The 19,397-nt window shown below is 45.1% G+C and carries 20 protein-coding genes; 10 read left to right on the plus strand and 10 right to left on the minus strand.

Annotation, left to right across the window (positions count from 1 at the left end; all coding sequences use genetic code 11):
- The first annotated feature begins 4 nt into the window (after positions 1-4).
- Entirely contained in the window at positions 5-655 is a 651-nt protein-coding gene (locus OCV19_RS02605; protein WP_083994322.1) for a transglycosylase SLT domain-containing protein, read from the plus strand.
- Positions 656-679: 24 nt separating this feature from the next.
- A complete protein-coding gene (gene luxS, locus OCV19_RS02610) occupies positions 680-1,198 on the plus strand; it encodes an S-ribosylhomocysteine lyase (protein ID WP_065676618.1) in 519 nt (172 codons plus the stop codon).
- Between the two features lie 114 nt (positions 1,199-1,312).
- On the opposite strand, the gene OCV19_RS02615 is transcribed toward luxS, so the two are convergent.
- Both OCV19_RS02615 and OCV19_RS02620 read right to left on the minus strand, forming a co-directional pair.
- Positions 1,313-2,584: an HlyC/CorC family transporter gene (locus OCV19_RS02615; RefSeq protein WP_019825852.1), complete on the minus strand. Its 1,272-nt coding sequence runs from the start codon at positions 2,582-2,584 to the stop codon at positions 1,313-1,315.
- A 127-nt stretch (positions 2,585-2,711) separates the two neighbouring features.
- The gene (locus OCV19_RS02620; RefSeq protein WP_019825854.1) at positions 2,712-3,506 is read right to left on the minus strand and encodes a cytochrome C assembly family protein; all 795 of its coding nucleotides are present in this window, start codon (positions 3,504-3,506) and stop codon (positions 2,712-2,714) included.
- A 200-nt stretch (positions 3,507-3,706) separates the two neighbouring features.
- Here OCV19_RS02620 and ffh point away from each other — a divergent pair, with 200 nt between their 5' ends.
- The 5 genes from ffh to rplS all read left to right on the plus strand — a co-directional run bounded on the left by ffh (position 3,707) and on the right by rplS (position 7,321).
- Positions 3,707-5,101, plus strand: coding sequence for a signal recognition particle protein (ffh, locus tag OCV19_RS02625; RefSeq protein ID WP_010435884.1), 1,395 nt, complete (start codon positions 3,707-3,709; stop codon positions 5,099-5,101).
- 212 nt (positions 5,102-5,313) lie between these two features.
- Positions 5,314-5,562 (plus strand): 30S ribosomal protein S16, encoded by a 249-nt coding sequence (gene rpsP, locus OCV19_RS02630; protein WP_004410028.1) that lies wholly within the window; start codon positions 5,314-5,316, stop codon positions 5,560-5,562.
- A 24-nt stretch (positions 5,563-5,586) separates the two neighbouring features.
- Positions 5,587-6,141 (plus strand): ribosome maturation factor RimM, encoded by a 555-nt coding sequence (rimM, locus tag OCV19_RS02635; protein WP_017063236.1) that lies wholly within the window; start codon positions 5,587-5,589, stop codon positions 6,139-6,141.
- Positions 6,142-6,167: 26 nt separating this feature from the next.
- A complete protein-coding gene (gene trmD, locus OCV19_RS02640; protein ID WP_065676619.1) occupies positions 6,168-6,908 on the plus strand; it encodes a tRNA (guanosine(37)-N1)-methyltransferase TrmD in 741 nt (246 codons plus the stop codon).
- Between the two features lie 59 nt (positions 6,909-6,967).
- Entirely contained in the window at positions 6,968-7,321 is a 354-nt protein-coding gene (gene rplS, locus OCV19_RS02645; RefSeq protein WP_004735514.1) for a 50S ribosomal protein L19, read from the plus strand.
- Between the two features lie 298 nt (positions 7,322-7,619).
- On the opposite strand, the gene yacG is transcribed toward rplS, so the two are convergent.
- The 8 genes from yacG to nadC all read right to left on the minus strand — a co-directional run bounded on the left by yacG (position 7,620) and on the right by nadC (position 14,736).
- On the minus strand, positions 7,620-7,817 hold the full coding sequence (gene yacG / locus OCV19_RS02650) for a DNA gyrase inhibitor YacG (protein ID WP_010435916.1): 198 nt from the start codon (positions 7,815-7,817) through the stop codon (positions 7,620-7,622).
- A gap of 81 nt (positions 7,818-7,898) precedes the next feature.
- On the minus strand, positions 7,899-8,639 hold the full coding sequence (zapD, locus tag OCV19_RS02655; protein ID WP_017063237.1) for a cell division protein ZapD: 741 nt from the start codon (positions 8,637-8,639) through the stop codon (positions 7,899-7,901).
- Positions 8,640-8,665: 26 nt separating this feature from the next.
- Entirely contained in the window at positions 8,666-9,280 is a 615-nt protein-coding gene (gene coaE, locus OCV19_RS02660; protein ID WP_065676620.1) for a dephospho-CoA kinase, read from the minus strand.
- Between the two features lie 2 nt (positions 9,281-9,282).
- Positions 9,283-10,152 (minus strand): prepilin peptidase, encoded by an 870-nt coding sequence (locus OCV19_RS02665; protein ID WP_065676621.1) that lies wholly within the window; start codon positions 10,150-10,152, stop codon positions 9,283-9,285.
- 65 nt (positions 10,153-10,217) lie between these two features.
- A complete protein-coding gene (locus OCV19_RS02670; RefSeq protein ID WP_065676622.1) occupies positions 10,218-11,447 on the minus strand; it encodes a type II secretion system F family protein in 1,230 nt (409 codons plus the stop codon).
- Positions 11,448-11,462: 15 nt separating this feature from the next.
- The gene (gene pilB / locus OCV19_RS02675; RefSeq protein ID WP_065676623.1) at positions 11,463-13,148 is read right to left on the minus strand and encodes a type IV-A pilus assembly ATPase PilB; all 1,686 of its coding nucleotides are present in this window, start codon (positions 13,146-13,148) and stop codon (positions 11,463-11,465) included.
- Positions 13,148-13,591, minus strand: coding sequence for a type IV pilin protein (locus tag OCV19_RS02680; protein WP_065676624.1), 444 nt, complete (start codon positions 13,589-13,591; stop codon positions 13,148-13,150). The genes pilB and OCV19_RS02680 overlap by 1 nt, the downstream gene beginning before the upstream one ends.
- A 254-nt stretch (positions 13,592-13,845) precedes the next feature.
- Positions 13,846-14,736, minus strand: a complete 891-nt coding sequence (nadC, locus tag OCV19_RS02685) for a carboxylating nicotinate-nucleotide diphosphorylase (RefSeq protein WP_017065901.1) — start codon at positions 14,734-14,736, stop codon at positions 13,846-13,848.
- Between the two features lie 83 nt (positions 14,737-14,819).
- Here nadC and ampD point away from each other — a divergent pair, with 83 nt between their 5' ends.
- The 3 genes from ampD (at position 14,820) to aceE (ending at position 19,390) form a co-directional block, all read left to right on the plus strand.
- A complete protein-coding gene (gene ampD / locus OCV19_RS02690) occupies positions 14,820-15,419 on the plus strand; it encodes a 1,6-anhydro-N-acetylmuramyl-L-alanine amidase AmpD (protein WP_065676625.1) in 600 nt (199 codons plus the stop codon).
- A gap of 483 nt (positions 15,420-15,902) precedes the next feature.
- A complete protein-coding gene (gene pdhR / locus OCV19_RS02695; protein WP_009847596.1) occupies positions 15,903-16,664 on the plus strand; it encodes a pyruvate dehydrogenase complex transcriptional repressor PdhR in 762 nt (253 codons plus the stop codon).
- Positions 16,665-16,726: 62 nt separating this feature from the next.
- Positions 16,727-19,390, plus strand: coding sequence for a pyruvate dehydrogenase (acetyl-transferring), homodimeric type (gene aceE, locus OCV19_RS02700; RefSeq protein ID WP_065676626.1), 2,664 nt, complete (start codon positions 16,727-16,729; stop codon positions 19,388-19,390).
- Positions 19,391-19,397 lie beyond the last annotated feature (7 nt).

The raw sequence follows: 19,397 nt of genomic DNA on the forward strand, positions 1-19,397 counted from the left end.
TTTGGTGGAAAGGAAGCAAGCCTTATTAGGTCAGCCTACTCGAGTGAGTAGTAAATGGTTACCTGTAGCAACTGTTGGTGTTGTCTCTAGCCTATTGGTTGGATGTGCAACGCCACCGCCAAAGCAGCAAGATAATTTGTGTAGCATCTTTCGAGAGCACCCTTCATGGTATGAAGATGCCTTGGATATGCAAGAAGAGTGGGGCACGCCGATTAACGTCGCGATGGCTTTTGTGAAACAAGAGAGTAGCTATCGTCATGATGCGCGTCCACCGAAAGATTACATTCTTGGCTTTATACCGTGGGGGCGTGTAAGCAGTGCCTACGGTTATGCACAAGCTCAAGATCCTGCTTGGGAAGATTTCCAAAAGGCGACCAATAACGGTGGCTCAAGAACCAACTTTGATGATGCATTGATGTTCATCGGTTGGTATACCAGCGAGACGCGTCGTCAATTGGGCATCTCACTATGGGACCCATATAACCAATATCTGGCTTATCATGAAGGCCGTGGTGGTTATAAGCGTAAGTCATACAACAGCAAGCCATCGCTGATTAAGGTGGCACGCAAAGTCGAACAGCAAGCAAAAGATTATGGATGGCAGCTGAAACAGTGCCGCAAAGAACTAGAAGACAATCGAAGCTGGTTTTTCTAAAGCCAGCCGTCATGGAGAAGAGCAATGCCTTTATTAGATAGTTTCACTGTTGATCACACACGCATGAACGCACCAGCAGTTCGTGTTGCTAAAACAATGCAAACCCCAAAAGGGGATACCATCACTGTGTTTGACCTGCGTTTTACTGCGCCAAACAAAGACATCCTATCTGAGAAAGGTATCCATACTCTAGAGCACCTATACGCTGGTTTCATGCGTAATCAATTGAACGGTTCAGATGTAGAGATCATCGATATCTCACCGATGGGCTGTCGCACGGGTTTCTACATGAGCCTGATTGGTACGCCTACAGAGCAACAAGTGGCTGACGGTTGGTTGGCAGCGATGCAAGACGTACTGAAAGTTGAGAACCAGAATAAGATCCCTGAGCTGAACGAATACCAATGTGGTACCGCAGCAATGCACTCTTTGGATGAAGCGAAAGAGATCGCGAATGCGATCATTACAGCAGGTATCTCGGTAAACAAGAATGATGAACTGGCACTGCCAGAGTCTATGCTGCAAGAGCTTAAAATCGACTAGTCGTTGTTCGTTCACCTTGATGCGGTGAGTTAGTATTAAAAGGCCCGGTTCAATGAACCGGGCCTTTTTCGTCAACGTATTTTAGGGCGAGACAGAGATTCAGTGATAACTCAGTTAGCCGTTCACGATCTGTGGGAACACGCGAACCAGTTTGATGCGGTTCTCTTCAAGCTCAACAATTTCCATTGGGTGGCTGGCAACCTGAACACTGAGGTGACTCTCTGGAATATCTTCAAGATGTTCCAGTATCAAACCATTCAGGGTTCTTGGGCCATCGGTAGGCAGTGCCCACTGTAAGCCTTTGTTGATATCTCGGATATTGGCACTGCCTTCAATCAAGAAGCTGCCATCGCTTTGCGGAGTAATCTCTTCAGATAAGCTTGGGGCGATTGAGGTGGTAAACTCACCTACGATCTCTTCTAGAATATCTTCTAATGTAACCAAGCCGTTGATGTCGCCATACTCATCAACAATCAAGCCGATGCGCTGCTTATTGCGTTGAAACTTAAGTAGCTGAATGTTGAGTGGTGTCGCTTCAGGAATAAAGTAGATCTCATCTGCGGCACGCAGCAGTGTCTCTTTATTGAATTCGTTCTTTTCAAGCATCAGGCGGTAAGCTTCACGCAGCCTAAGCATGCCGACCACTTCATCTATTTGGTCACGGTACAGCACCACGCGGCCATGAGGCGAGTGGGTCAATTGACGAACGATAGATTTCCAATCGTCATTGATGTCGATACCAGTTATCTCATTACGTGGCACCATGATGTCGTTCACGGTGACGTGCTCTAAATCCAGAATAGACACCAACATATCTTGGTGACGCTGAGGAATTAGGCTACCTGCTTCATTTACCACGGTTCTAAGCTCTTCTGAGCTTAAGTGGTCGGTCGCATCGTGGCTGGCTTTGACACCTAAGATACGAATGAAGCCGTTGGTAATGAAGTTGACCAAGATCACCAATGGTGACAGCACCTTCATCAGTATCATTAAAAGGATACTACTCGCGTAAGATACACGTTCAGGAAATAGAGAAGCGATGGTTTTTGGTGTTACCTCGGCGAACACGAGGATCACGAGAGTTAGGGTACCAGTAGCGATAGCCACACCGATATCCCCGTAGATGCGCATACCAAGAATAGTAGCGATCGCAGATGCAAGAATGTTGACGAGATTGTTGCCGATAAGAATGAGACCAATCAATCTGTCTGGGCGGTTCAGAAGTTTTTCTACACGTTTGGCACCTTTATGACCCGTATTGGCCAAGTGCTTTAAACGGTAGCGGTTCAGGGACATCATGCCCGTTTCGGAACCAGAGAAATAACCAGAAATTACAATGAGACACGCGAGTAGCGCAAATAAGATACCCGTTGATATGTCGTCCAAAACTATTCTTTTCCTATTTGTGTATCTTGATTAATTTATGACCGAACATGGTCGAGATGTCAATTGAATGTATTGCACTCAATATTTTAAAGGCAAGGTATGTGAGACCTTGCCTTTATTTTACAGACTAGTTCAGGATGATTTCCTGAACGAAGCGACTACCGAAGTAGGCTAATGTGAGCATGCTGGCACCCGCGAGTGCAAACCACGTGACTTTTTGTCCACGCCAACCTTTCTGATAGTGACCCCATAGAAGGATGGAGTAGATAACCCAAGCGATAAAAGACAGCACAGCCTTGTGCGCTTTTCCTTGAGCAAACATATCTTGTACGAAGATGAGGCCGGTTAACAAAGTACCCGTTAATAAGCCATTACCAATCAGAATGATCTTGAAAAGCTGTCTCTCCACCATCATTAAAGGAGGTAGGTTAGGGTTGATCACCAACGCTTTTTTCTTTTTAAGTTTGTGATCTAGCCACGCGAGTTGCAGGGCGTATAGCGCGCCGATAGTCAGTGTCGCGTATGAGAATAGAGCCAAAGATATGTGCACGAGCAGTTTTGGGTCATTCTCTAGATGCTTTATGAAGGTGCTTGGAAGAAAAGTAGCAGCCATCAAGTTCAGTGCCGCGAAGCTATAAACGACGGGCAAGATAAACCACAAACGAGTTTTGAGCATAGCGCCGCTCATAACCACAGATATGATTAAACTGATTAATGAAGCAACGTTCAAGATACTGAGGTTTTGACCACTGGCATTAAAAATCAAATCGCCAAGCAACCAAGCATGGAAAGCTAGAGCAAGTAATGCGCTGATAAACACCGTTTTTACACGGATTCCTGTTTGGTGCACGAGACCTGGAATGATCGTGGAAATCGCCATTGTATAAAGAAAGGCTGCTGCGATCGCAATAAGACTGTCCATGGTATCCATTTAAATGATTACTAATTGGCGAATTATACCTCGCATCGCTCTTTGGGGCTATGGCGAACCTCATTCAATTCCAAGTGAATAATGTCTCACGTCACAAGCACGGATGATTAACGCTCTACAACGGGTATGACTCTAATCCGCGCTAATGTATACTCACAGTAATAGTCGCAGTTTTGAGCGAAGAGAAAACTATGTTTGATAATTTAACGGATCGTCTATCCAAAACGCTGAAGAACATCAGCGGTAAAGGTCGTCTGACCGAAGACAATATTAAAGAGACGCTGCGTGAAGTGCGTATGGCGCTACTTGAAGCCGACGTTGCACTGCCCGTTGTCCGCGATTTTGTTAAGCGCGTAAAAGAAGGCGCTGTGGGTGTTGAGGTTTCTAAATCTTTAACGCCTGGTCAAGAATTCATTAAGATCGTTCAAGCTGAACTTGAAGCGGTGATGGGTGAGTCTAACGAGGCTCTTAACCTAGCAGCGCAGCCGCCAGCCGTTATCTTAATGGCGGGTCTACAAGGTGCGGGTAAAACCACATCGGTAGGTAAGCTATCTAAGCTTCTAACTGAGCGTGACAAGAAGAAAGTCTTGGTTGTGTCTGCCGACGTTTACCGTCCAGCGGCGATCAAACAGCTTGAAACGTTAGCAAGCGATGTTGGCGTAGACTTCTTCCCATCTTCAGCTGATCAAAAGCCTCTTGATATTGCAAACGCTGCAATCGACCACGCGAAGAAGAAATTCTACGACGTGCTACTTGTCGATACTGCTGGTCGTTTGGCTATCGATGAAGAGATGATGGGCGAGATCAAAGAGCTTCATACTGCAATTAAACCCGTAGAGACACTGTTCGTTGTTGATGCAATGACAGGTCAAGATGCTGCGAATACTGCAAAAGCCTTTGGCGATGCGCTACCACTAACCGGTGTTATCTTGACGAAAGTTGATGGTGATGCGCGTGGTGGTGCTGCTCTGTCTGTTCGTCATATCACAGGCAAACCGATTAAGTTCTTAGGTGTTGGTGAAAAGACTGACGCACTAGAACCGTTCCACCCAGATCGTGTTGCTTCTCGTATCCTAGGTATGGGCGACGTACTGTCTCTTATTGAAGACCTACAGAAAAACGTTGATACCGAGAAAGCAGAGAAACTGGCTAAGAAGTTCAAAGAGAAGAAAGGCTTTGACCTTGAAGACTTCCGTGAACAACTTGGTCAGATGCAAAACATGGGCGGCATGATGGGCATGATGGATAAGCTTCCAGGCATGTCTCAGCTACCAGATAACGTTAAAGATAAAGTTGATGACAAGATGTTCAAGCAAATGGAAGCGATCATCAACTCTATGACTATGAAAGAGCGTCAACGCCCTGACCTAATCAAAGGTTCACGCAAAAAGCGTATTGCCGCTGGTTCAGGTACACAGGTACAAGATGTAAACCGTATGCTTAAGCAGTTCACCCAAATGCAGAAGATGATGAAGAAAATGCAGAAAGGTGGCATGAAAGGCATGATGCGCAACATGCAAGGCATGATGGGCGGCGGTGGAGGTATGGGCGGAATGGGTGGTGGCTTTAACCCGTTTGGTCGATAATCTACAAATGTAAGCTTTAGCTACGTTACTTTTCATAGTGTTAGCCGTGTCACAGAAAGTGTACGGCAGCTATGTTGGTGAAAAAATAGCTAAAGCCCTTGCATTGCACCGGAATAAGAGTAAAATTCCGGGGCTTTAATTTGGCACGAGACCCCAAGCTATTTACTTATACTTGGGGTTAATTATTTTATTAAGAAAGCAAAGAGGACGACATGGTAACCATTCGTTTGGCACGTCACGGTGCAAAGAAGCGCCCATTTTATCAAATCGTAGTTGCGGATAGCCGTAACGCTGCAACTGGCCGTTTCATCGAGAAAGTAGGTTTCTTTAACCCTACTGCTCAAGGTCAAGAAGAAGGTCTACGTCTAGACCTAGATCGTGTTAACCACTGGGTTGGTCAAGGCGCATCTCTATCTGATCGTGTAGCTAAGCTAGTTAAAGACGCTCAAAAAGCGGCTTAATTCTTTTTTAAAGAGAAATAGCTTATGTCGATGAAGGGTAAAGAAACTATGAGCGAGCAAAACAATAGAATTGTCATGGGTAAACTTGGGTCTACCTATGGTATTCGTGGCTGGCTTAAAGTGTTCTCCTACACAGACAATGCTGAAAGCATATTTGATTACAGCCCTTGGTATTTAAACCTAAAGGGGAAGTGGGTTGAGTACAAAGTTGAGAGCTGGAAACGTCATGGCCAAGGTTATGTATGTAAGCTAGCGGGATTAGATGTTCGTGAAGACGCGCAACTGATGACTAACTTTGAAATTGCTATTGACCCTGCTTCGTTACCTGAATTGTCAGAAGATGAATTCTACTGGCGCGAATTGTTCGGTATGCAAGTTTTTACCACTAAAGGTTACGACCTTGGTGAGGTCACTGACCTATTAGAAACTGGCTCGAACGATGTTCTAGTAATCAAAGCAAATCTTAAAGATGCTTTTGGCCAAAAGGAACGGTTAGTACCGTACCTTGAAGAGCAAGTGATCAAGAAAGTTGATCGCGAAGCTCGCCGGATCGAAGTTGACTGGGATCCTGGATTCTAACTCCAAATTACAGAGCGAGAGAACACATGTGGGTTGGCATTATTAGCCTTTTTCCTGAAATGTTCCGTTCTGTTACTGATTTTGGAGTAACAGGTCAAGCGGTTAGAAAAGGTCTTTTATCTATTGAGACATGGAATCCTCGTGATTTCACTCATGATAAACATCGCACTGTTGATGACAGACCTTACGGTGGTGGTCCTGGCATGTTAATGATGGTTCAGCCTTTGCGCGACGCTATCACAACTGCCAAGCAAGCAGCACCGGGAAAGACGAAAGTTATCTATCTTTCACCTCAAGGTCGTAAACTCGACCAGAAAGGTGTTGAAGAGCTGGCAACAAACGAGAATTTACTTCTTATTTGTGGTCGCTACGAAGGGGTAGATGAGCGCATCATTCAATCTGAAGTTGACGAAGAATGGTCGATTGGAGATTTTGTGATGACGGGTGGCGAATTGCCAGCCATGACGCTGATTGATTCAGTATCTCGGTTTGTTCCGGGTGTACTTGGAGATTTCGCTTCAGCAGAAGAAGATTCTTTTGCAAATGGTTTGCTAGATTGTCCCCATTATACGCGCCCTGAGGTGCTAGACGATAAAGATGTGCCATCGGTACTCAAGTCTGGAAACCATAAGGACATTCGTCGCTGGCGATTAAAACAATCGTTGGGCCGAACTTGGCTAAGAAGACCAGAACTCCTGGAAAACCTAGCTCTGACTGACGAACAGGAACAATTACTGGCTGAATTCATTAAAGAGCAACGCTCTTAACGAAAAGCAAGCAGTAACCTATTAAATTTAGTATCAGTTTATTCTAGGAATTTATACAAATGAGCAACATCATCAAGGCTCTTGAAGAAGAGCAACTAAAATCAGACCTTCCTAAATTCGCACCAGGTGACACTGTTGTAGTTCAGGTTAAGGTAAAAGAAGGTGACCGTGAGCGTCTACAGGCTTTCGAAGGCGTTGTAATCGCTATTCGTAACCGTGGTCTACACTCTGCATTCACAGTTCGTAAGATCTCGAACGGTGAAGGCGTAGAGCGTGCGTTCCAAACTCACTCTCCAATGGTTGATAGCATCGAAGTTAAACGCCGTGGTGCAGTACGTCGTGCCAAGTTGTACTACCTACGTGAGCGTTCTGGTAAGTCAGCTCGTATTAAAGAGAAGCTTACTAAGAAGTAATTCTTTTTGCATTCTATCGATAAAAGCGGAGCCATTTGGCTCCGCTTTTTTGTGTCTGTTATTTGGAGCTTAGCAGGTAAGAGATCCCCAATTTGCTCGTACCTCACTCATGAGGATGACGACAGTAGTACAGGCTTAAATGCAACCGTCATTCCCTAGACTGACGAAGGAAGGAGTAGGGAATCTCTACTAGCGCCGTGTTATAGACAATAAAAAAGGATTGACGTTAAACGCCAACCCTTAAAAATTTACTCGCTACTCGCTACTCGCTACTCGCTACTCGCTACTCGCTACTCGCCTAGTACGGATCTTCCGACCACCCATCGCTATCCGACATGTCTGGTGCACCAGCGATGCTGTTCTCTTCGTCAGCCCATTCTCCGAAATCAATCATCTGACATTGTTTGCTGCAAAACGGGCGGTGCGGGCTTTGTTCACCCCACTCAACGTCGGCATTACATTGAGGGCATTTAACGATGGTGATTTTCTTCGACATAGTGATTCTTAATTTGAAGGTGTAATAATAGTGAGTTTAGGCTCGAGTGAGGACTCAAGCCAAACTATAAAAGGAAATTAATTAGGTGCAGATCGCCAATTCAAATTCGATGTCTTGAGTACAGGCTTGCCCAGTTTCAAAGCTCATGAATTTAACAGCAAAGCGATTCTTGTGACCTGAGATCATCGGGTAGGCACCGTATTGCATCGGAATAGAAAGACGAAGGATATTCGCTTCATCGGCATCGCTCTGGAAGAAGCCAGCACGAGCGATTTGCTCTTTAAAGTGACCCGTTTCTCTGGTGAGCTTCAACCACAGTGTTAGCGCTTCATACAGAGGCTGTAAGCTATCCATCCAAGCTTTAGCATCTCGCATTCTCTTATCAAGAGGAAGGTGCAGCCAATAATGCAGTGCCGGTAAATCAAAGCAGCATGAGCCACCTGGAAGATTAAAGCGTTGGCGAATTGCACTTAGGAAGCGGTCTTCTTTAAGTGACTGGCCAAAACGCTCTGCCTGCATCAGATCACGATAGATATTACCAATGTCATTAAGCAGTGATGTCAGCATCTCTTGATCGACACCTTCAACATCCAACCAACTTTTGTAGGTTACACGTTGTTTCTCAATATCTTTTGCGAGTTCGCTCTTGAGTTGGATCTGTTCGAAGATTTCAATCAGATCAAAGATGGAACGGAAAAAGAGTTGATACTGTTGAGCATCGGAAAATGTAGAAGACAAGTGTAGCTGCCTCAAGAGTGATTCAACTCTTAAGTAGATGCGTGTTTTCTCATTTAGAGGATGTTCAAATTTATGGGTGATCATCGAGCAAACCTTCATTCAACATTGTTCTATTCTGACCCATCTACAGCACTGATTGCCAGATACTTTTGATGTAAATCTGTGATTTGAGGCAAAAGTTCTTGGTTTTTAGTATGGTTTTTAATCACGTCATCTGCAACTGCTAAGCGTTGTTCTCTTGAAGCCTGTGATTTTAAAATTGATGCAACTTGTTCCCTAGAAACATTATCACGACTCATCGTACGTTCTATTTGAACTTCTGTTGGCACATCAACAATTAATACGCGATCGGCCATGCCTTGCATTTGGTTTTCCACCAATAGCGGTGCAACTAATAAACCATACGGGGATGTGATTTTAGACAGGTCACTGTCAATTTTGTCACGGATCATGGGATGAAGAAGATCATTGAGCCACTGCTTTTCTTTAGGATCTGAGAAGATCAGCTCACGCAGCCTACTTCGGTTGAGTGTTCCATCGTCAAGCAAGATAGACTCACCAAAGTGTTCTGTAATCTGTTTTAAGCCGTCACTGCCCAGCGCAACCACTTCACGTGCCACGATATCAGCATCAACAATATCAATATTAAAATGTTCATTGAACAGGTTAGCGACCGTGGTTTTGCCACTGGCGATACCACCGCTTAATCCGATAATGATTGCCATGGTTAAATTCCTAGTACAGAAGTGAAATACCAACCCATGATGTCGTTACCCCACATCAAGCTTACCCAACCCGCAATTGCAAGGTAAGGGCCGAACGGAAAGGCTTTATCTATGCCTTGCTGTTTCAGGCGAAGTTGAATCAAACCAAACACAAGGCCTACGAGTGAAGATAAAAGGATGATCATCGGTAGGTGTTGCCAACCAAGCCATGCACCAAGTGCAGCCAGGAGTTTGAAGTCACCGTAACCCATGCCTTCTTTACCTGTGAGTAGTTTGAACAACCAATAAACAGACCATAAAGCGAGGTAGCCAGCCATTGCGCCAACCACAGAATCTTGCAGCGATACTGGGCTGATATTAAACAGTGCTAAAGCGATACCGGACCATACCAAAGGCAAGGTAATTTGATCAGGCAACAACATAGTATCGAGATCGATAAAGGTCGCGGTAATCAGTGCGAAGGTGAAAAAAATCAAAGCAATGGCGTAGTAACTGAAACCAAAGTGGCTAGCAACCATTGTGCAAAGTATTGCGGTAAGCAGTTCGACCAAAGGGTAGCGAGCACTGATTGGATTAGCACAGCTGTGGCACTTACCCTTTAAGAACAACCAGCTTAAGACTGGAATATTATCGACGATTCTTAATTGGGTTTTGCATTTCGGGCAGGTAGAGCGAGGAATGCTGAGATTGAACTTTCCCTCTGGCGCTGGAATTTTATATTGAGAAAAATATTCCGAGCACTCTTGTTGCCATTCGCGTTCCATCATAATCGGTAAACGGTGTATGACTACGTTGAGGAAGCTGCCGATAAGAAGGCTAAAAATGAAAGCTAATACGGTGAATAGCCAAGGATAGTAGTGAAATACTTCCATAGTGTCCTTTACCACTTAATCAAGGTGAGCAGAGGTTGCTGCTCATGGGTGTTTAGTTGCTTTAACTATCCTAACACACTCATAAGATTAAAGATCGGTAAGTACATCGCAACCACAAGCCCGCCAACGACAGTGCCTAAAAACACGATGATCAGTGGCTCTAGAATCTTGCCTAAATTGTCGACTGTGTTGTCTACTTCAAACTCGTAAATCGACGCTACTTTATTGAGCATATCATCAAGGTTGCCAGACTCTTCGCCAATCATCACCATCTGTAACACCATTTCGGGGAAGGCATTGGTATTGCGCATTGCGATATACATCGGCATGCCTGCAGCCGTTTCTCGGTGAACTTCAATGATGGCCGATTCATAATGAAGATTGCCTGCGGTTTTGGCTGTGGTTTTGAGGCTCATTAAAATCGGAATGCCAGAACTAAAGCTGGTTGATAAGGTTCGGCTAAATTTGGCAATAGAGGCTTTGGCTAATACGCCACCAAGAACAGGAAAGCGTAATCCTAGCCGGCTAACAGACAGTCTGATCGAGTGGGAACGCTGACACAGTTGGTAAATAATCAGGACAACAAGCCCGATGCCGACAGCCGCATAAAAACTGTAAGCCTGCATCCAATGGGAAAGGTAGAGTACTTGTTGGGTGAACCAAGGCAGGTCGGCGCCAAAGCCGGAAAACATCGACTCAAACTCTGGAATCACCATAGTCAGCATTAAATAAGAAACGGTCAGTGCAACGGTGACCACCATCGCGGGGTAGATCAGTGCTTTGACGACTTTGGACTTTAACTGCTCGCTTTTTTCTCTATAGGTCGCTAAGCGTTCGAACACTTGTGCGAGGTTGCCTGACAGTTCACCTGTGGCGACTAAATCAGTATAGAGGTCATCAAAGTGGCGGCTTGCAGTTCGCATCGCTTTTGAGATTGGCGTTCCGGCTTCTACACCTTTGCAGATATGCGATAAAATTGATTTCATTTCAGCTTTTCGGTGATTGTCTGACACTAACTTGATGGCTTGTACGATAGGCACGCCAGTGGCGAGCATAGTAGCAAGCTGCCTAGTCAAAATAGTGATGTCTTTGGCTTTGACTCTATGGGTTAAACGAGTGACGGCTGAAATACTTTTCTTTTTGATTTTCTTAATCTGAATGTGCTGCTCTTTGAGCTTTTCTCGTACTTCCAATTCGGTGAGCGCTAAGGTCTGCCCAGACACTTTCTTGCCGGAACTATTAATGCCTTTCCAGTGATAGCTTTTTAGTTGTGATTGTTTGGACTTGCTACTCATTGGTGCTCCATTGGGTTATAGGTACAGAACACGTTGCAGTTCTTGGTAGCTGGTGGTGCCTTCAAGCAGTTTATCCAGACCTGACTCTTGCAATGTTCGCATGCCTTCTCGGCGCGCGAGATCTTCAATCGCCAGCGCATTGGGTTGACTGATAAGACTTGTCTTGAGTTTGTCGGTCAAAGGCATAACTTCGTAGATACCAACGCGACCTGAGTATCCTTGATTACACTCATTACAACCTTGAGTGTTAGCTTTGTAGATGGTTTGGCTGTTAGGAATCGAGTGACGCAGAAATATGTCTGGCGAGTCGTCAACTTCTTTGCAATGGTTGCACAATCGTCTTGCCAGTCGTTGGGCGATAATCAAACTTAGTGATGAAGCGAGGTTAAAGGGTTCTATCCCCATATGAGCGAGTCGAGTGACGGTTTCTGCGGCGGAGTTAGTGTGCAGCGTCGAAAGAACCAGGTGACCCGTTTGCGATGCTTTGATCGCGATCTCTGCCGTTTCCAAGTCGCGGATCTCTCCAACCATCACAACATCAGGGTCTTGTCGTAAAAATGATCGCAGTGCCTCAGCAAACCCAAAGCCGATCTTAGGTGTTACTTGTACTTGATTGATACCACACAGGTTAATTTCCACTGGGTCTTCAGCTGTTGAGATGTTGCGTTCCGTAGTGTTAAGAACGCGAAGGCCAGTATAAAGGGAGACGGTTTTTCCGCTGCCGGTTGGCCCTGTCATTAAGATCATCCCTTGTGGGCGCTTCAGGGCATTGAGGTAGAGTACTTTTTGATCTTCGCTGTAACCTAACTTATCGATATCTAAATTAGCAGCGCTGCTATCAAGCAGTCGAAGTACAATCTTCTCACCCCACAAGGTAGGCAATGTTGATACACGCATATCAATCGCGAGGTCGTCGTTCAAGCGCAACTTAATACGACCATCTTGAGGCAAGCGACGTTCGGCAATATCAAGCTTGGCGAGTATTTTCAGACGAGCAGATAAACGGCGACTTAAATGGGAAGCGGGTTGTTGTATTTCAACAAGGATGCCATCACAACGCAGTCGTACTCGGTAGTGCTCTTCATAAGGTTCGAAGTGGATATCTGATGCGCCTTTACGCACCGCATCAACCAGTATCTGATTGATAAAGCGGCTGACAGGGGAATCGTCTTGGCTGAGGTCTTCAATCGATGTTATCTCGTCGTCAGAAACCTCAACTAGGTTAGCGAGTTCATCTTGAGTGATCTCTTTACGTTTAGAGTCTTGCCCGGAAATCGAACGGCCATACAGCTTTCGTATTGCGCCTTCTAGTTCTGAGTAGTTGGCGACGACCAATTCGATCTGCAACCCTGTCGCGAATCGAAAGTCGTCTTCCGCTTGTAAGTCGGTTGGATCGGCCGAGGCGAGTGTAAGAGTTGAGCTAGAAACTGAAATTGGAATGGCGCGATATTTAGTGATCAGCTCGCGAAGCCCTAATTGGTCGCACAAGATTTCATAGTCAGTGTTGGCAAGTTGTACTAGCGGCAAACCGAAGATGGCCTGAATCTTATGTGCGAGACTCTCGCCTGTGAAGATGTCTAGAACGAGCAAAGCTTCAGGCGTAGAAACACCTGAAGCTTGAATATGTTCCGCAACGGCTTGTTCTTGAGTCAGGCTAAGTAAGTCAGCCTGACGAAGAACGGTTGGGAGGTTGGTGAGCATTATGGAGCAACACAACTATCTAGCTCAATTACAGGACTTGTATTATTTGCACAAACCCATGGCGTTGTTGGAGTTTTTGAGTATTTGAGAGCTCCTGACACTGCAGCATCACTGTCGAAGGTGAACGTTAATGTTGAAGATGCAGTAGACGCAGCTCCAGCTCCCGCAACTGACGCTGAAATTGTTCCTAGAGGGTTCATTGTAGCTGAGCCTCCAAACTCACCTAGATTTGTAGTAGTGCCGCTATTATTTTGAGCATATAAATCGGCATTAGTTAGGAGTGATTTTAATGTGGCTAATGCAGAAGAGGCTGCTGATTTGGCGACATAATCTTTATATGCAGGTACAGCAATTGCCGATAGCACGCCAATGATCGCCACTACAATCATTAATTCAATCAACGTAAAACCTTTCTGATTTGTTCTGTTACTTTTGTTCTTCATTGTCTCATTCCATTCTTTAGTTTGTTTCAGTGCAGGCACTGGTTGATTGAGAGGATAGAAGTCGGAATAGGGAAGTGGAATGGTGTTCAGGTGTGGTCGCGAGTGGTTTTGTATTTATTAGTGTGGTGTTTCATATAGTGCGCAAATTTATGCGATCAACTTAAATAACTGATTGAAATACTGATAATTTAGGCAATAAAAAAGCACGGTGTTTAACCGTGCCTTTATGAATAAGTTATTTATATTTCAATAAATTACGCTTTGAATCTCATTGATAGATCCATTGCTTTTAGGTGCTTAGTTAGTGCACCTACCGAGATGTAATCAACACCCGTTTCAGCAAATTCTGCAATCGTATCTAGAGTCACGTTACCTGAGTTCTCTAGTGCCGCACGACCTGCGTTGATCTTCACTGCTTCACGCATCATGTCTGTAGTAAAGTTATCTAGCATGATGATGTCTGCGCCAGCGCTGATTGCTTGCTCTAGCTCTTCTAGGCTTTCGGTTTCAACTTCTACTGGTTTACCTGGGTTTAGCTCTTTTGCTGTAGAGATAGCTTTCTCAATGCCACCACACGCGATGATGTGGTTTTCTTTGATTAGGTACGCATCGAAAACACCGATACGGTGGTTGAAGCCACCACCACAAGCGACTGCGTATTTTAGTGCGCTGCGCAGGCCAGGAATCGTTTTACGAGTATCTAACAGGCGGCACTCTGTATGTTTAATTTTGTCTGCGTAGATAGCCGTAGTCGTCGCACAGCCAGATAGCGTTTGAATGAAGTTCATTGCGTTACGCTCACCGGTTAATAGCGCGCGTGCTGGGCCTGTTAGCGTGCAAAGCGTTTGGTTTGGTTCAACTTTGTCGCCATCTTCTACATTCCACTCGATAGTCACTTCACCGCCCAGTTGCTTAAACACTTCATCAGCCCACGCTTTACCACAGAATACACCGTGCTCACGGGTAATGATGGTTGCGCTGTTGATTGCGTCTGCAGGGATTAGACTTGCCGTAATATCAGCCGCTGGATCTAACGTGCCACCTAGATCTTCTTTGATGGTCTCAGCGACTGCACGAGTGATCTCTAGAGGCAGTTGCTCTTTTAAGTAGTCAAGGCGTTGGTGGCTGTTATGTGTGTTTTTCATCGCAAATCTAATCTTGAAAGGGAGTGGGAATGGAATGATACTCTTGCTTAACTTCAAATTAAAGAGGCTAGCGCGACTGCTCTATGGGCAAGGTCACATCTTATTGTGCTAGCAGAAAAGAAAGTGAGACCAAGATGACGATCAGCTCCAACGGATGGTACGACAACGCTCGGCATGTTCCTTCCCCGTATTTTGATGCTAGACCTAGTGTCGAGGATATCTCTCTGCTGGTGGTCCACAACATTAGTTTGCCTCCGGGGCAATTTGGTGGGCCTTACATCGAACAGTTTTTTACAGGCAAGCTAGACTCGTCGGAACACCCATTTTTTAAGGTGATTCACCAAATGGGCGTATCGGCGCACTGCTTGATTCGTCGTGATGGCGAAGTGGTGCAGTTCGTTTCGTTCTTAGACCGAGCTTGGCATGCCGGCCATTCGAGCTTTGCAGGGCGTGACAGATGTAATGATTATTCGATTGGTATTGAACTCGAGGGCAGTGACTTTGTGGCGTATAGCGAGCAGCAGTATCAAGCGCTTGCCCAATTAACAGAAACGATTGTATCCACTTTTCCTCAAATCACCACCGAACGCATCACTGGCCATCAATATATAGCGCCTCTGCGTAAAACTGACCCTGGCTTGGTGTTCGATTGGAAGAAGTTTAAAGGAAAGCTAAAAGCTTAAGTCTTAGTTTTTGGTTATGACCTTACCGCTGTTGGGCGTTGAATAGTCAACGCCTAGCATAATGACTTGTGAATTTTTGTTGTTGCTATGTAAAGAAAGTGGTGGAGAGAAGAGCATCGATAAATTGAGAGTGTGACGAGCTTATCAAACACCCATTTATTAAAGTTTATGAACAGAATTTCCACCCTAAATGTGCGCTTGGTTCGATTTTTAAACAAGTGGCACTAATCTTTCTGAAACAATTCATTTTTATCCTGAAACTTTCTAGCACGAAACCTCCCCAAAAGTATTACCCCTGTAAATGGTAAGACCAATTTGGTTGCTGTTTTAAATTTCATTTGTTAAATCATGGTTAATTCACACTGCGTTCTATGATGCAGGTCAATTTTACACTGGACAGTGGCGTTTTAATTATGTTAATTTCTGCCCAACTTAAAATTGGTATTACCAATTGTCAGCGAAGAAAAAGAAGAACAACAAACTATGGCTTATCAAAGGATTCGTCAGCCAAAACTCTCCGATGTTATCGAGCAAGAGTTAGAAAGGTTGATAGTGGAAGGAACACTGGCTCCAGGGCAGCAGCTGCCGCCTGAGCGTGAACTGGCGAAACAGTTCGATGTGTCTCGTCCTTCAATCCGAGAAGCGATACAACGTTTAGAAGCAAAACGCCTGCTTACTCGCCGTCAAGGTGGAGGTACGTTTGTTAGCGAAAATATCTGGAAAAGCTTTTCAGATCCTTTGCTTAATTTGTTGTCCTCCCATTCTGAAACCCAACTAGACTTGTTGGAATCGCGTCATGCGATGGAAGGGATTTCGGCTTACTTCGCGGCATTGCGTGGCACTGATGAAGACTTTGCTCGAATTCAAGCATGCCAAGAGAAAATTCGCGGTGCGCAAGATAAGGGCGATATTGAAGCCGAATCTGCAGCGGTGATGGCTTTTCTTATTGCTTTAACAGAGGCAGCGCACAATGTGGTGTTACTGCACATTGTTCGTAGTTTGGCTCCGTTACTTGAACAAAACGTCTTAGAAAATTTAAAGCTGTTGCATCGTCGTAAAGACGTTGTGGAGAAAGTGAGTATACATCGAGCTAACATTGTAGATGCGATCGTTTCAGGACAGCCAGAACAGGCACGTGAAATGTCACACTCTCATTTAGCTTACATCGAAGAAACATTGATGGATTTGACCAAAGAAGAATCGCGTCGCGAACGTTCTTTACGTCGAATTCAACAGGGTAAATAGCCGTAATACTTCGGCTTTTTACGTGTTTAGTAGAATCCAACTAACAAAAAGGATAGATCGCCATGTCTGACATGAAGCATGACGTTGATGCTCTGGAAACTCAAGATTGGTTAGAAGCTCTTGAGTCAGTAGTACGTGAAGAAGGTGTAGAACGTGCACAGTTTTTACTAGAACAAGTTCTAGATAAAGCGCGTTTAGATGGTGTTGATATGGCTACAGGCATCAACACAAACTACATCAACACAATTCCAGCAGCACAAGAGCCAGCTTACCCTGGTGACGTAACTCTTGAGCGTCGTATTCGTTCGATTATTCGCTGGAACGCAATCATGATCGTATTGCGTGCTTCTAAGAAAGACCTAGACCTTGGTGGTCACATGGCTTCTTACCAGTCAGCAGCAGCGTTCTACGAAGTATGTTTCAACCACTTCTTCCGTGCTCCAAACGAGACTGACGGTGGCGATCTAGTTTATTACCAAGGTCACATCTCTCCAGGTATCTACTCTCGTGCATTCGTTGAAGGTCGTCTAACTGAAGAGCAGCTAGATAACTTCCGTCAAGAAGTTGATGGTAAAGGTATCCCTTCTTACCCGCACCCTAAACTGATGCCTGAGTTCTGGCAGTTCCCTACAGTATCTATGGGTCTAGGTCCGATCTCTGCGATCTACCAAGCGCGCTTCCTTAAGTACCTTGACGGCCGTGGTCTTAAAGATACTTCTGCTCAACGTGTATACGCTTTCCTAGGTGACGGTGAGATGGATGAGCCAGAGTCACGTGGTGCTATCTCTTTCGCTGCGCGTGAGAAGCTAGACAACCTATGTTTCCTAATCAACTGTAACCTACAGCGTCTAGACGGCCCTGTAATGGGTAACGGTAGCATCATCCAAGAACTTGAAGGCCTATTCAAAGGTGCAGGTTGGAACGTTGTTAAAGTTATCTGGGGTAGCAACTGGGATTCTCTACTAGCTAAAGACACGACTGGTAAGCTTCTTCAACTAATGAACGAAACTATCGATGGTGACTACCAGACATTCAAATCTAAAGATGGCGCATACGTACGTGAGCACTTCTTTGGTAAGTATCCAGAAACAGCTGCACTAGTTGCAGACATGACTGACGACCAAATCTTCGAACTGAAGCGTGGTGGTCACGATTCTTCTAAACTGTTCGCTGCATTCAACAATGCAAAAGAGACAGGTGGCAAGCCAACAGTAATCCTAGCTAAAACAGTTAAAGGTTACGGCATGGGTGAAGCTGCAGAAGGTAAGAACATCGCTCACGGTGTTAAGAAGATGGACATGACTCACGTACAATACCTACGTGACCGTCTAGGCCTACAAGACATCCTTTCTGATGAGAAAGTGTCTGAGCTTCCTTACCTGACTCTAGAAGAAGGTTCTGCTGAGTACGAATACCTACATGCTCGTCGTAAAGTCCTACAAGGTTACACGCCAGCACGTCTGCCTAAATTTACTCAAGAATTCAAAGTTCCTGAGCTAGACGCATTCGCACCTCTACTAGGTGAACAGAAGCGTGATATCTCTACAACTATGGCCTATGTACGTACGCTAAACATCCTTCTTAAAGATAAGAACATTGGTAAGAACATCGTTCCTATCATCTGTGATGAAGCTCGTACATTCGGTATGGAAGGTCTATTCCGTCAGGTTGGTATCTACAACCCACACGGTCAAGAATACACACCTGAAGATAAAGGCATCGTTTCTTACTACAAAGAAGCAACGTCTGGTCAAGTTCTTCAAGAAGGTATCAACGAACTAGGTTCTATGGCTTCATGGGTTGCTGCTGCAACTTCATACAGCACAAACGATCTACCGATGATCCCGTTCTACATCTACTACTCAATGTTCGGTTTCCAACGTATTGGTGACATGGCATGGCTAGCAGGCGACCAACAAGCTCGTGGCTTCCTACTAGGTGCTACTGCAGGTCGTACAACACTGAACGGTGAAGGTCTACAGCACGAAGATGGTCACTCGCACATCCAAGCGAACACTATCCCTAACTGTATCTCTTACGACCCAACGTTCGCTTACGAGCTAGCAGTAATCATGCAAGACGGTATCCGTCGCATGTACGGTCCTGAGCAAGAGAACGTTTACTACTACCTAACAGTAATGAACGAGAACTACGCAATGCCAGCAATGCCAGAAGGCGCTGAAGAAGGCATCCGTAAGGGTATCTACAAGCTTGAATCTCACGCTGGTGCTAAGGGCAAAGTTCAACTAATGAGCTCTGGTACTATCATGAACGAAGCGCGTAAAGCCGCTGAAATTCTAAGCGAAGAGTACGGCGTAGCATCTGACGTATTCTCTGTAACGTCGTTCAACGAACTAACTCGTGACGGCCAAGCGGTAGAGCGTGACAACATGCTTCACCCAGAAGCTGAAGAGAAAGTACCGTACATCACGACTGTTCTTGGTAAAGAACCTGCAATCGCAGTGACTGACTACATGAAGAACTACGCTGAGCAAGTACGTGCGTACATGCCAACTGAGTCTTACAAAGTACTTGGTACAGATGGTTTCGGCCGCTCTGACAGCCGTGCAAACCTACGTCGTCACTTCGAAGTTAACGCTGGCTACATCGTAGTTGCAGCTCTAACTGAACTGGCTAAACGTGGTGACATCGAGAAATCAGTAGTTGTTGAAGCAATTGCTAAGTTCGATATCGACACTGAAAAAACTAACCCGCAATACGCATAAGACTGGC

Source organism: Vibrio celticus (assembly GCF_024347335.1).
GTDB lineage: Bacteria > Pseudomonadota > Gammaproteobacteria > Enterobacterales > Vibrionaceae > Vibrio > Vibrio celticus.